Origin of the sequence: Lactiplantibacillus dongliensis, assembly GCF_005405105.1 — a bacterium.
Lineage (GTDB): Bacteria > Bacillota > Bacilli > Lactobacillales > Lactobacillaceae > Lactiplantibacillus > Lactiplantibacillus dongliensis.
This window is the reverse complement of sequence record NZ_BJDK01000017.1, coordinates 14,817-29,007: the sequence shown is the minus strand read 5'-3', so window position 1 is coordinate 29,007 and position 14,191 is coordinate 14,817. Positions and strand designations below refer to the sequence as shown.

General features: G+C 43.2%; 13 protein-coding genes. 2 read left to right on the top strand and 11 right to left on the bottom strand.

Going from position 1 to position 14,191, the window contains the following annotated elements; all coding sequences use genetic code 11:
- Positions 1-112: 112 nt before the first annotated feature.
- Positions 113-1,168: a MucBP domain-containing protein gene (locus FFM80_RS07755; protein WP_137640281.1), complete on the top strand. Its 1,056-nt coding sequence runs from the start codon at positions 113-115 to the stop codon at positions 1,166-1,168.
- A gap of 46 nt (positions 1,169-1,214) precedes the next feature.
- On the opposite strand, the gene FFM80_RS07750 is transcribed toward FFM80_RS07755, so the two are convergent.
- Positions 1,215-1,940 carry an SDR family oxidoreductase gene (locus FFM80_RS07750; protein ID WP_223877319.1) on the bottom strand — a complete coding sequence of 242 codons (726 nt, stop codon included), beginning with the start codon at positions 1,938-1,940 and terminating at the stop codon, positions 1,215-1,217.
- Between the two features lie 124 nt (positions 1,941-2,064).
- On the opposite strand from FFM80_RS07750, the gene FFM80_RS07745 reads away from it, so the two are divergent.
- Positions 2,065-2,400, top strand: a complete 336-nt coding sequence (locus FFM80_RS07745) for a winged helix-turn-helix transcriptional regulator (RefSeq protein ID WP_137640279.1) — start codon at positions 2,065-2,067, stop codon at positions 2,398-2,400.
- A 283-nt stretch (positions 2,401-2,683) separates the two neighbouring features.
- Here the strand turns inward: FFM80_RS07745 and FFM80_RS07740 are convergent, their stop codons facing one another.
- The 10 genes from FFM80_RS07740 to FFM80_RS07695 all read right to left on the bottom strand — a co-directional run bounded on the left by FFM80_RS07740 (position 2,684) and on the right by FFM80_RS07695 (position 14,186).
- Positions 2,684-3,232 carry an NlpC/P60 family protein gene (locus FFM80_RS07740; RefSeq protein ID WP_137640278.1) on the bottom strand — a complete coding sequence of 183 codons (549 nt, stop codon included), beginning with the start codon at positions 3,230-3,232 and terminating at the stop codon, positions 2,684-2,686.
- A gap of 340 nt (positions 3,233-3,572) precedes the next feature.
- A complete protein-coding gene (locus FFM80_RS07735; protein WP_137640277.1) occupies positions 3,573-4,424 on the bottom strand; it encodes a GRP family sugar transporter in 852 nt (283 codons plus the stop codon).
- Positions 4,425-4,626: 202 nt separating this feature from the next.
- Positions 4,627-5,778, bottom strand: a complete 1,152-nt coding sequence (locus FFM80_RS07730) for an RNA-guided endonuclease InsQ/TnpB family protein (RefSeq protein ID WP_137640276.1) — start codon at positions 5,776-5,778, stop codon at positions 4,627-4,629.
- Positions 5,779-6,443: 665 nt separating this feature from the next.
- Positions 6,444-8,021 carry a peptide chain release factor 3 gene (locus tag FFM80_RS07725; RefSeq protein WP_137640275.1) on the bottom strand — a complete coding sequence of 526 codons (1,578 nt, stop codon included), beginning with the start codon at positions 8,019-8,021 and terminating at the stop codon, positions 6,444-6,446.
- Between the two features lie 286 nt (positions 8,022-8,307).
- Positions 8,308-8,859, bottom strand: coding sequence for a helix-turn-helix domain-containing protein (locus FFM80_RS07720; protein ID WP_137640274.1), 552 nt, complete (start codon positions 8,857-8,859; stop codon positions 8,308-8,310).
- A gap of 18 nt (positions 8,860-8,877) precedes the next feature.
- Positions 8,878-9,222, bottom strand: a complete 345-nt coding sequence (locus tag FFM80_RS07715; protein WP_137640273.1) for a hypothetical protein — start codon at positions 9,220-9,222, stop codon at positions 8,878-8,880.
- 249 nt (positions 9,223-9,471) lie between these two features.
- Complete coding sequence (locus FFM80_RS07710; RefSeq protein ID WP_137640272.1) at positions 9,472-11,496, bottom strand: CDP-glycerol glycerophosphotransferase family protein; 2,025 nt, start codon at positions 11,494-11,496, stop codon at positions 9,472-9,474.
- Positions 11,497-11,513: 17 nt separating this feature from the next.
- Positions 11,514-12,368 carry a hypothetical protein gene (locus FFM80_RS07705; RefSeq protein ID WP_137640271.1) on the bottom strand — a complete coding sequence of 285 codons (855 nt, stop codon included), beginning with the start codon at positions 12,366-12,368 and terminating at the stop codon, positions 11,514-11,516.
- A 137-nt stretch (positions 12,369-12,505) separates the two neighbouring features.
- Entirely contained in the window at positions 12,506-12,907 is a 402-nt protein-coding gene (gene tagD, locus FFM80_RS07700) for a glycerol-3-phosphate cytidylyltransferase (RefSeq protein WP_137635692.1), read from the bottom strand.
- A gap of 91 nt (positions 12,908-12,998) precedes the next feature.
- Positions 12,999-14,186, bottom strand: a complete 1,188-nt coding sequence (locus FFM80_RS07695; RefSeq protein ID WP_137640270.1) for an AI-2E family transporter — start codon at positions 14,184-14,186, stop codon at positions 12,999-13,001.
- Positions 14,187-14,191: the final 5 nt, after the last annotated feature.

Genomic DNA, 14,191 nt, shown 5'->3' with positions numbered 1-14,191 from the left:
GACTCACTTCGACCCTAAACTTAAGATTTTAGCAATTAACTAAACGTGCCGGAATCGTTAACAATGCGTTATACTAGAGATATTGAAGATTTTAATGGAAGGAGTGGTCTGGATGCAGTTCTTCGACCGGCTCAAAACAATGTTACACGCCCTCGATAGTACTGAATCGTCTCAGCGCCCCGCACAAACGGTGACGCCCGTCGACCCCCTCAGTGCTGATCAGTTGACGGTCCCGTCAGCCACTGCCCCAGCAGTCAACCAAACACCCGCTTTAATTCTCGTCCATCACGTCACCACCGATGGCCAGGAACTTCAAGCGCCGGAAATGATTGCCGGAACAGTCGGTGATGAGATTCATTTACCGAACGTTAACTTACCAGGCTATCATCTGGTCGACATCAACGGTCTAACACGCTGGTTTACAAGCGAACGTGCTCGGATCGTCTTAACTTACGAACGCGAATATGGTCAGCCAATTTGGGTCTACGCCTATGATATCGACCAGCGGCAACTCATCGGCCTGCCAACGATGCAGCGTGGTCGGCTAGGTGATCCGTATCAAGTCACGGCCCCAACCGTCACTGGTTTCAAGCTCTTGCGGTCTGTCGGCGACTTAACCGGCGAATATACAACGACCTCCAAAACGGTGCTCTTTTTCTACCGTAATGCTAACTGGCGTCAGACCGATCTCAGTACCGGCTTCGTGCAAATCAAGACGGCAACCCCCGTGTACCCGTACCCCGGGGCAACGACCACAAATTACTGGTTACACTTACCTGTGGGTGCGATTTATAAGACTTACATGCGTGTCCAGCTCACTGACGGCACCACTTGGTATACGCTCGGCGAAGATCAATGGATTGCCGAGACCAACGTCCAGTTGACTAACAGCAACCAACTCTTACCAGCCACCCCCGCCGCCTATCGAACCCGCCACAAGAAGCAAGTTCGACAAACCGGCGTCGTCAGCTTTGTGCCTGGCAAACAGGTGCATACGTACTTGGAACCCTATGGTCGTTATTTAACGACGGTTACCCACGGTGAAAAAGTCGTCTTAACCGAACGCTTAGTTGATGACAACCGGGTCGTCTGGTATCGAATTCAAGATCGCGGCTACTTGCCCGGACGCTATTTGACACAATTAGATCCACCAGACTATGTTTACTAACCAAAAATGTCCTCAAACCAACTAACTGGCTTGAGGACATTTTTGATTAACTATCTTGTTTCGTTGCCGCGATATCGACTTCACGAATATTAACGTCTTGAGGCATTTCGTACATGAATTTGACGGTTTCGGCAACGTGCTGCGGATCAAGGGTAATCCCACCCATCGTTTGCTTCCACGCTTCATATTCCGTCAAGGCATGCTGGTCAGTCACGTGGGTCAACAATTCCGTTTCGGCCGCCCCCGGTGCCACGAGCATGATTCGGACTTGCTTAGCCGCAACTTCTTGGCGAACCGTTTCAGTTAACCCATGCACCCCGAACTTGCTGGCAACATAGGCAGCATGGTTCTGGAATGCCTTAAACCCGGCAATCGAAGAGACGTTAATGATGGTACCATGTTCACGTGCTGTCATTTGAGGTAAAACCAGCTGCATGCCGTTTAAGACCCCCATCACATTCGTATCAAGCATCGTTTGCCATTCAGCCGGTGATTGTTGCCAGACATTACCAAGCAACATTAAACCAGCATTGTTGATTAACAAATCAGTCGGCCCATAAACTGCTTCGGCCGCTTGAATCGCACTGGCTAATTCAGCTTGCTTGGTGACATCGGCTTTTTTGATCATCACGTCACCCGTCAAGTTCAAGGTATTAATTTTTTCGATATGGCGTCCTAACAACAGTAGCGGATAACCACTAGCATTGAACAGTTTAGCCATCGCTGCGCCAAAGCCAGAACTAGCACCCGTAATCACAATTAAAGCTTTCATTTCACACATAACTCCTTAGTTTCATTTAGATTTGGTCAATTGAAGCCTACGAGTTATTATTATAGACGGAAAATAAAGCTTGCCTAGTACGCACTTTTTGGTAACTGGGCAAATGGAGGGCTAAATGTACGCAAATGAATTTGATGCCACGATGCAAATGATTCGTGGTAAGTGGAAAATCTTGATTTTATATGAACTGGCTGATCACAACGGACGGTTTAATCGCCTACAACGCACGCTGCACGTTTCGCATAAGATTTTAGCGGAACAAATTCAGCAATTGATGGGCGATGGCTTAGTCTTACGTCACGACTTCCATGAGCAACCATTGCATGTAGAATATGAATTGACGGCAAACGGACAGTCCATGATTCCAGTGCTGGATACGATCTGTGATTGGGGACTGGCACATGTCGACCGTAGTGCGTTGGTGACGGTGCTGTGTGATGAGACTGAATAACAATGGTAAACGCCGTCATCGGAGGACTTGAATCGTCCTGTTGATGGCGGCGTTTGCTTTGGTTGATGGTATTTTTTGGGGGCTATTTTTATAGCTGAAACGTGTTCGGCCCGACTGCGCCCTGCGCTTGCTACGCCAGTCAACCATGCCGGAAAACCACCGGCATAATTGCCTAGCTAGGCAATGCTCAGGCGCAACCCGTCGAACCTCTCACTCTAACAAAAAAGGCCCACGCAGCAAAATCACCGCGTCGACCGTCAATTATCTTTATATGTGTTAAACCTTATTTTTGCATGTTCGTAACGCGGGCATAACCAGCAACATATGGGTGCCACCATGAAACTTGGAATGATTCCTTCTTAACACCGTTGTTTTGCGCGTTGATCATTTGACCATGGCCAACGTAAATCCCAACGTGCGCAATCCCAGAACCGTAGTTAAAGAAGATTAAATCACCCTTCTTTAAATGTGACCCAGAAACATGCTTGTACTTCGCATATTGTGCGGAAGCTGTCCGTGGCAAAGTCTTTTTGATCGACTTTTTGTAAACGTATTTCGTTAAGCCTGAGCAGTCGAAACTGTTAGGACCAACTGAACCATAGCTGTAACGTTTGCCAAGTTGCTTCTTAGCTACTTTATATAACTTATCATATTTAGTCGTTTTCTTAACTGGTGTGTCGTTATCGGTGTTCGTATCCGTCGTTGTCGTGGTAGTAGTGACTTCAGCACTATCATCGGCAAAAGCCGTATTGTTTTCAACGGTAACCCCAGCAGCTAACATTAAAGCAAATGTAAGTACCCCAAGAAATAATTGACTGACCTTTTTTGACATCAATTGACGCTCCCTTTTTTTAGTCGTTTGTTTTATGTATTCAACAGTGACTATCTTAGCAATTCTATGTTACAAACCGCTTACGAAAACATATCAAGGCTGTTAAACCAACGTAATCCGGTGACAACATAAATTTACTAATTGTGAAAACGGTGTTATTAAGGCTTTCTTAAGGTTTTTAATAATTAATAAAACAATTATTTTTTTGTCAATATTAGTCAAAATAAGGCTTCGTTCATGTAAATTGAACGAAATATCACGGCTAAGTTACAGAATTGTTACAATAAAAGGGCGTTAACTATTGGTAGTTAACGCCCTTATCTAAATTTTAAAGTCATTTTTATAAAAATGCGGTCATAATACTACCGACTACAATCAATCCCAAACCAATTAACGTTAACCGGAATTCGCGATGTGATTTGACTTCACCCAAGACAAGCATCCCGCCTAAAGTCGAGATCACCACGCTCAATTGCGTGATAACGTAGGCCGTCGCGACGCCATTAGCTTTCGCTGAGAAGATGTAGGCTAACGCCGAGACACCGAAAACGGCGCCGGCCGAAATATTTAGCCAACTGGTGGACTCTTTAAACGCACGCGCATGGCCGCTTAATAAAACATATAATATCGCGCCAATAAATATTCCTACCATTTGCGGAAAGAAAATTGATAAGCTAGATGCTGAAACAGCTTTCGGCAACGCGCTGTAGGCCCAGTAACCAATTGTTGTCGGTACCAAGACCGTTAACCCGCTCATCAAACCAGCGCGACTCTCAGAACTATCAGTGACCGCCGTCATCGCAACCCCGATAATCATTAAAATAATCGCCGCAAACCCCACAAACTTGGCAAGCATGCCACCCCATTCACCAAACATCAAGACCCCAATTACGGAAGTCCCAATCAATTGGAGACCGGTCGAAATCGGCATTGTCGTGCTGACCCCCATCTTGGCATAAGCCGTATACTGCCCAATTTGGCCCATAACCCAACAAGCACCAGAAACGGCACTCAACAAAAAGACATTAGTCGTGACACTTGGTTGAAACATTAACTGAACAATCAAACCAACAACTAACGCGCCCATCCCGGTTCCGAGCGTCTGATTAACTGGCTTCCCACCAATTTTTGATAATAACAACGGATTCAAGCCCCAACCTAAAGCGGGGATCAATGCAATTAAAATGTTCACAACATGGTTCCTGATATGCAAAACATGGAGAAATGTAGAAAAGCATTACTGATTTCCACATTTAGAAAGGTTGCATATTTCCTTTCTTTTATTTTGCTTACTACCGTTATAACGTTGGTATTCCAGTATTCCTAGTTAGAAATACCACATTGACCAGCTATGATAGTTTAAGGACTAAGCCAGCCCCACTATTTTTATTCTTTTAGATTAAAGCTAATAAATTAGCCACGGCGTTTTCGTCGCGCTCAAGTCTAGCCCCACAATGGTAACAGTCATATTCATTATGTCGAGTACCGTGCCGGTGATTACCTCGTAGGCCAACTTTGTCTTCACCTTGTTTGATATATCCACAAACAGAACAGCGTTGTGTGGATGGATAAAGTCGACTTGCTAGGACCAACTTTTTTCCATACCATTGGCATTTATAAGTTAGTAGTTGCCGGAAATAACCGAACATCGATCGATGCAAACCCTTAGACGCAACGTGAGTCATCTGCATCTTCTTCACGGCTAGATCTTCAATCACAATCGTATCAAACTGAGTAACTAGCATGGTCGTAAACTTATGCATCAGGTCATATTGACAATCAACAACCTTACGATAGTCTCGTTGCAACTTGTTTTTCATTGCAAGATAGGCTTTCGTTTTAGTTGCTTGTTTCCCGTTAACCTGACGTTTACGTGCTAACTGACGTTGATAGAATTTAATCCGACTGTACAAGCGCATCAACTTGAGAGGCAGCGTTTTTAAAACACCTAACGTATAGTTCAAGTGGCCGACATTCACATCTACAGCTGTCACTTGACTAGTTTTGATCTTCGGTTCAATAGTTACGTCAAGATTTAAGCAAGCCCAATAAATACCATTTTCACAATAAATACTAACGGACTTTAAAATTCCACTTAAATCGACCTGCTTATTGAAGCGAATGTCGTACCAATTTTTGACACCACGTGGCTTATCTAACCGCAACTTACCTGCGACTAATTTAGCACGGTCAGTTTTAAAACCCTGGCGCGGTGCTCGCTTGGACTTGAACTTTGGTCGTCCCCAATCAGGCTGTGCTTGGTCAAAAAAATTCTGCCAAGCAATTCCTAAATCAGTAACCGCTAATTGCAAGGTCCGAGCTGATAAGCCATATTGCCAATCGGCTTTGTTCGCTACTAATTCATTGCGCACCAATCGTTGATTAGGTTTCGAATTATCGTCAGCATTTAAGCAATGGGCTCCGTACAGTTCATTCCAGGTTGCCAGTGCTTTATTCCAACAATACCGTCGATAATCACATAGATTATTGAGCACCATCCGCATATGACTGTTAGGAGATAATCTGACTTTCTGGGTTCTGATCATGCTAATAAGCACCTCAACATCGACAAAAGTTAGCGTAAACAATCATTCATTACGTTACTTAATCAATATAACATAATAATTCCAGTCAAATCCCCAATTTACACAATCAATATTTACTTTACAAGATTAATACAAAGGTAGCTGACCATTGTGGTGATCATATCCATACTATCCAACTCCATGTTTGCTTTCTTTAGACAATATGAGTATTTTCTATGAAACCCTATATTTTACTATGTTTTAGTTAACAGTTATCGTCCTCCTAAAAATGGTTATCACTCGCCACCACTGTCACCGGTTTCAAAAGCAATAGTAGTATTTTACCACGCTGACGCGAAAAGGATAACACTTTTTGACTAACGGTTAAGGCCAGCTCAGGCGGTGAAAACGATCATTTTGCTGATGTTTAGGTAATGGAAGCGATTAACAGTTGATGACATTTTTCACTTATGCGCTAATAATTTTTTAATATTTTCGATTAAAAAAGCTTACCCGGGTTCATTTGGGTAAGCTTTTTTTGGTGGAGCGTGTTTAGTTTTATTGCTGAAACGTGTTCGGCCCGACTGCGCCCTGCGCTTGCTACGCCAGTCAACCATGCCGGAAAATCACCGGCATAATTGCCTAGCTAGGCAATGCTCAGGCGCAACCCGTCGGCCCTCACACTCTTATAATTTCGCAGTTAACTTAACGTCAGGATACTTCTCCTGGAACCACCGTTCCGCAAACGCGTTTTCAAATAAGAATAACGGTTCGCCATTGCGGTCCTTGACCAGCAAGTTCCGTGAGCTGGACATTTTTTCATCCAATTGTTCAGGATCAATCCAACGAGCCGTCTTATTGCCCATTGGTTCCATCACGACTTCAGAATTATATTCATTCTGCATCCGGAATTTGAAGACTTCGAATTGCAATTGTCCAACAGCACCGAGAATATAATCGCCGGTTGAATATGACGTATATAATTGAACGGCCCCTTCTTGGACCAATTGTTCGATCCCTTTGTGGAAGGACTTTTGCTTCATGACATTCTTCGCATTAACCCGCATGAATAGTTCGGGTGTAAATTGCGGTAGCTTTTCAAATTGAACGGCATGTTTACCAGCATAGATCGTATCGCCAATTTGGAAGTTCCCAGTATCATATAACCCAACAATATCACCAGCCACCGCCGTTTCAACCGTTTCCCGGGTATCGGCCATGAATTGGGTTGAATTATTCAAGCGCATCTTCTTGCCAGTCCGTTGCAAGTAAACATCCATGCCACGGTCAAATTCACCAGAACAGATCCGGACAAACGCAATCCGGTCACGATGGTTCGGGTTCATGTTCGCTTGAATCTTGAAGACAAATCCTGTAAATTCTTCATCAGTTGGCTTGATTAGCTCATCGTCCCGCGTTTTATGCACGTTGGGCTTGGGGGCATAGTTCAAATAAGTCTTTAAGAACGTTTCAACCCCAAAGTTGGTTAAGGCTGACCCAAAGAAGACTGGTGTTAAATCGCCAGATGTAATCTTGGCTTCGTCAAAATCATTCCCAGCTTCTTCGATCAATTCCATTTCATCCAAAACGTCTCGATAAATACTGTCTTTAGTTAAGTCGTTGCTAGGATCTAACTTACCTTCATCATCTAATGGTAAGAACGTTTCACCATGTGCTTCATTGTGATACAGTTCAACGCGGTGATTATAACGGTCATATAGGCCCTTTAAGCCTTTACCCATCCCAATCGGCCAGTTCATTGGATAAGTTTCGATACCCAAGACTTCTTCGACTTCATTCAATAAGTCTAATGGTTCGCGACCATCACGATCCAACTTGTTCATAAAGGTAAAGATCGGAATACCGCGCATTTTACAAATTTGGAAGAGCTTTTTAGTCTGAGGTTCGATCCCTTTGGCAGAATCAATCACCATGATGGCTGAATCGACTGCCATCAGCGTCCGGTAAGTATCTTCAGAGAAATCCTCATGCCCCGGAGTATCCAAAATGTTAATCCGTTTGCCATCATAGTCAAATTGCATGACGGAACTGGTAACTGAAATTCCCCGCTTCTTTTCAATTTCCATCCAGTCAGACTTGGCGAAGTTGCCGCTCTTACGGGCTTTAACGGTCCCAGCTTGGCGCACAACGCCACCAAATAACAACATTTGTTCCGTAATCGTCGTTTTCCCGGCATCCGGGTGAGAAATAATCGCGAAGGTTCGGCGTTTGTCGACCGCCGCTTTAAGTTCTGTTGTATTCATTTAAAATTCCTTTCAGTGTCTCTTGATTAACACGAACGTCATCGTTCGCTGCCGGACAACGTGCCCGGTTTCTAAAAAAACGTAGCCTTACATATTCTACTGATTTTCGATGAAAAAAGCTAGTGCTGGCCGTTATTGAACTCAAAAAGTCGCCAACTTTCATTAGGCGACTTTTGTCTCTACATATTAGATTGCTAACTTCAGTTATCCATCCAATTAGCCGGTGTCAACTAGCACTGTGAAAACACTTCACCCGCAATGTAGCTATCACATGTCAAGACTGGCATCATGACGCATCTCCAAAATCATCTTGCTTATCAAAATTTTTCACCCGATCATGGGCCATTTTCTCATTATGATACCGAATATAGTCATTATCAACCTGATCATCTGATGCAACAGTAGCCCGATCTGATTTAACTAACCATTTTTCCGGTAACCGACCTTGTATCTTAAGAAAATACGCCACCGCTTCAAATAGGTTCTCTTGATACTTAGCCTGCACACGCAAATTATTTTCAATTTGGGTCAATGAAGATGGTGCAATTCCAAGCACCTCCGCAAATCTCCTCACGGTCATGTTCAATTTATGGCGCAAGGCTCGAATCTCATCAGGCTTCAGGTACCCTTTGCTTTCACGAAATGCGTTAAATGCTGCCTGCACATTTTCCATCGGGTGGTCGAAGTCTACCCACAATTCACCATCGGCAGCCTGCCAGTAATGATTTTTAACCAATAAATGTGTTTCATCACGCACTTTAACCTGTTCAACTTGCCAAACTTCAGTATAAGTTTCAGTAGTATCTGTTTCCGGATTATAAAATTCTTTTTTCGTCATGGGTATGGCCCTCCATCATTATTTAAAAGGAAAAACTAACGGAAAAGTAGCGATATGCAAAGAAATCCAGATGACAACACCGTTTGGTCGATCTTGAAACTTCAAGTAACAGTTACGGTTTTCAAGCGCTAAGCCAAACACCCAAACCTCTCCAGGGATACGTTTGGCATGATTGTCTGGCTCAGGACCTGAAATGTAGTCTTGCCAGACTAGCTTTTGATAAATAAAATCAAACGCTATCGAATCAGTAATGGCTAAATCCTGTAACGTTTTAATGTTCTTGGGTCTTCTGCTCAAAATCCATTTGTTTCGTCGCATACGAATACTTGCGATTACTGCCTTTATATCGTCAGCGCTGGTCACCAGACACACATCCTGACTAGATTGTCTTTTATTTAACCATTATATCATGCTTGTATCTCTAAAAATACAAAGATGCACTGAGTAATTTATCTTAAGTAGCCTGATTTCGCTCAGCCTCAAACCCATTCGACAGGCATTTTCTCAATAACAATTGCGATTAGATATTACGTACAAAAAGGCTAGTTTCCACACATTTATGCGAAAACTAGCCTTTATTTTTTAAGCAATACCTGAATTCACTACTACAACCTAACCCTGATTCTCAATCTGGTGAACCACATAATTAACAACCTTCAATGAAGACAGGCCATCGTTAATCGCACAGAAGCGTTCATAGAATTTCGTAAACTTCGGATCATTGCGCATATCGGGCGTTTGTAAGTACTCGCCAATATACTGCAATAAATCATCCTCGTTTTGTGCAATCTTGCCTGGCAGGTCCTGTTCATAATCGAGATAGAACCCCCGAAGTTCATCTTTATACAGATGATAATCGTATGGGTAGAATAAGATTGGCCGTTGCAAGTAGGCATAGTCAAAGAACACACTTGAGTAATCAGTAATCAACATGTCCGAAACTAAATACAAGTCCGAAATATTCGGGTAACTCGAAAAGTCATAGACGAAATCGGTATAGTTGGAAATATCCAAAGCATTCGAGATCAAGTAATGCATCCGCAAAATCAACACGGTATCCTTACCATACTTATCGCGGAAGTCCGCCAAGCTGAATGGTAATTCAAAGGTATACTTCCCTTTTTCAGCGAATTGGTTATCCCGATAAGTTGGCGCATACATGACCACTTTTTTATCCAATGGAATCCCCATCGCTTGCTTCAAACGGGTCACATCATCAGCGTTCGAATTAATTAATTCGTCATTCCGCGGATAACCCACTTTCAAGATTTGGTTATTAAACCCAAAGGCTGACCGGAAAATTTGCGTTGAATAATCGTTTGGTGACACCAGTGCGTCCCAGCGATTGGCTTCTTTAACGAAGTTCCGGTGATAGGCTTGCGTATTGGTCCCGGGCATCGTGACATTTTGAATATCCAAGCCCAGCTTCTTCAACGGCGTCCCATGCCACGTCTGAATATACGTGACATACTTCGGTTTCTTGACCCACGCTGGGAAACGAGCGTTACTAATCCAATATTGAGATTTTTCTAAGACGCGCACCCATTTAGCTGTCCGGCGCTTAACATACGGAATCCCATGTTCCTTACAATAAGGAATCGCTTCTTTATCGACGGACCAGACATAATTGAAACCCGGATATAATTTACTAAAGAGTTGGTAGATGGCCAGTGGACTATCACTGACTTGACGACCACCGAAGCTTTCAAAGACAATCGTGGTCTGTTCGTAAGGACGATGGCCCGCCTTAAACAGCCGGCGCATGTATTGCAAATTCAACTTCAAATTCAATTGATGCAACAAATCCCGCGCACTGGCCGCCTTGGAACCGACTAACCCTAACTTTTGCGTAAACGTTAAACTTGGAATTTCCGTAATCACAATCCCATTATTATACGTTTTATTGATCTGCACCAAGCGCCCGGCAGCATTCGGTTGCAAGACACTCTGCCCTTCCAGTGAGCGGGCTAAAATGACACGCTGGCGGACCGTTTTATCCGCATATTGATATTGGATAAATAATTCATAATGCCCGTCCTGGCGAATCTCATCCAGGGGCACTTGCACTTCAAACAACCCCCGTAACGTGGTTGGTGTTGCCGTATAACTTAACGTATCGCCGGTATCACGGTCTTCCAAATAGATGGTTTGAGCTGTCAACTGCTTCCCGTTGATCGTGGAATAACCAGTCAGTTCAATACCGGTTTCCGTCAAGTTAATACTATTAATGGCAAATTCATCGGCCCCCGCTTGGGCATGAATATCAAACACTGCCCGCTGCTGGTCATCGGAATTAAAGACAAAGTAACTGCTTAAGCTAAGTTGGTGGCGGTCAGAAACATATTCGCTTTCAACCTGTAATAAGTACCGGTCGTTTTCGACATTGAATGAAAAATACATCTGCCAAGCAAACTCAGTTAAGTCAAATTGGTCAAAAATAAAATCATTCGGATCGATATCGACCTTAATAATATTATTATGAATATTGCGGTGAATTGGCACATTCATCGAAGCCAATGAATTTTGTTCTAAAAAGATCAGTGCTAGATTTTCAACGGCAAAAGGAACGTCGATTAATTCTAGCTCTAAGATTTGATGGGACTTTTTCTGATGAATCCCGGATAAAATGGCTCGCATGCTCTCGGCTCCTTTGATTAGTAGTTAAAAATCAATTGATGCGGCATGGTGGCCGTCATCTCGACATTATGGTCAATATTAATAAACAAGTTCACGGTATCTAAGGCCAGCTTCTGCAAGATATGATGATAGAAAGCATAAATATCTTGATACTTATGAAAATCCACATAGTTCATCACTTGATAGTAGTCTTCTTGTTCCGTAACGACACTCATTTCATTTTTAGCAGCCGCGTGTTGGCGTTCCGTGGTTGGCGCTTGCGGTTGGGCTTCACGAATATCCGTCAATTGTAAGCTAGAGGCACTATTTAAGTTATACAACCGCCGCACTGGTTTCGTATGGCGAATAAAGCGGTAGACCAATTGGCCGTTCTGATTGAGTAACGCCGATGATTGTACCGTGTTGTCGCGATAATTGGCAATTACCACGGGCTTCGCATTTTCATAATAAACCACTTGGTCAACCTGATCGTCTTGATAGAAAGTCACGTCAGTTAACGTGCCAGTCGGGGTCGTCCGCACTTCTTTTAAGAGCGCATCGCCAGCTAAATAACGGGTTAAATGTTGACCGCTTGGCTCGTCAAATTCCCGTTTCGTCAAGCTAGCTTCATCAACGGTCTTGATCGCCGTTGGGGCCAAATCAATACCATGATCATCCGCGAAGATTTCCGCCAAGGTCGTGATTGAGACGTGCTCATTTTGGCTCACTAACTTAGTGATCATCCATTTAGCCGTGGCCACTTCAGCGTAATCTAAATTGCCTAAGATCACCCCAACCTGGGTGTTATTCGCCATTAATTGGGTCAGTTGCGCCCCAAAACTTTCCTTTTTAATATCTGATAAGGCCGTAACCAAAAAAACGGCATTTTTCATTTTGCTGCCTCCATCATGTTGTTGTAAAACTACGTCACACAAAAAGCCGGTTCAAAACCTGCGCTTTGAATCCGGCTTACATCCTGGCCCACCAAGTAACTTGCTACCGGCCAGCGACTTGGTGGCCTTGTCATTCATTAGTCTGCTTTTGTTTGCATCCCTAAATCTTTTTTAATCTTAGTTGTTGAGATACCTTCCGTCCGTGGCAAGTAGACAACTTCACAGTAGTCCTTCAAGAAATCGAACTTACCCTTCCAGTCATCACCCATCACAAAGACGTCAATGTCATTATCAACGACATCACTAATTTTTTGATCCCAATTACGTTCAGGAATCACTTCATCCACATATTTAATCGCTTCAAGAATATACTTACGGTCTTCAAAGGACGTGTAAGCTTTTTTGCCTTTTTCAGCATTGAATTCGTCTGAGGAAACGCACACTGTTAAATGATCACCCAAGGCCTTGGCCCGTTTCAATAACCGAATGTGGCCTTTGTGTAGTAAATCAAACGTTCCGTACGTAATTACTTTTCTCAAGATACTAGTCTCCTATTCAAGTAGTTCATAACTCAATACCGTCAATCTTACCATATAATGCAAGCGCGTCAATGTTAGAAAAACATAAAATTTATTTTTTCTTAGTCATTGTCTCGCTAGGCTTAGTCGGTTTTGCCGGTTGCGGTTGATAGACTGTCGTCTGTGATCGCAAATCCGCTTCATTGTGTAAGGTCGCAATATTATACAAGTAAACGACCACTGTCCGCACCACCGCGTAAAACGGAATGGCCAAGATCATACCCAGAATTCCAGCAATGTTCCCTGCCGCCAGTAACAAGATGATGATGGTCAACGGATGAATCTTCAACGTTCGCCCAATAATGTTTGGATAGATCAAGTTGCCATCAACTTGTTGCACAATAATCACGACGATGATGACATAAATCACTTGTGCAGGTGACCGGGTAAACGCCACGATTAACGACGGCGCAATCCCAATATAGGGACCGACGTACGGGATAATGTTCGTAAAACCAGCAATCACCCCAAGCAGAAGTCCATAAGGTTGCGAGATCAACATGTAACCAATCACGGTAAAGGTCCCGACAAACAAACATTCAATCACTTGCCCACTAATGTAACTTGAAATCGTGTCACCCATTTTTTGCAATAACTGGATGATTTCTGGCCGCTGCTTACGTGGCAAAAAGCGACTGATAGCCGGTACAAACTTGCCACCATCTTTTAACATGTAAAACAAGATAACTGGAATCGTAATCGCCATAATCGTCACACTAGTAATCGTCGAAATCACTGAAACGATACTGGTCGACAGCGATGAGAGAAAGTCTTGCGCATACTTACTAATCTCACCATTGAACTGATTGACATAAGAATTGATATCAACTTTTTTTAAGACACTACTATTATTAATCGTCTTCGTTGCCGCTTTTTGCAACTGAGTAGCCAGGTCTGGCAAGTTATAAATCAATTGGGTCACCTGGGTCACTAAGCGCGGAATCAACGATACAAGGCCCCAAGCAATAATTCCGGCTAAGAGTAGAAAGACGATACTGACAGCACCCGTCCGTGAAATTCGAAATTTTTTATAATGCACTTTGGTTAAGACTTTGACTAACGGATTCAACATATAAAATAAGAAGCCGGAAATCACGATTGGCATAAAGACTACGTTTAAGAAGGTTCCAATCGGTTGAAATAAGAAGCCAAGTTTAGTGCATACCCAGATCAAGGTCGCAACAATCAGAATTTCAAGCGACCAGAATAATAACGATGACTCTTTTAAGCGTTTTAGCACCGCGG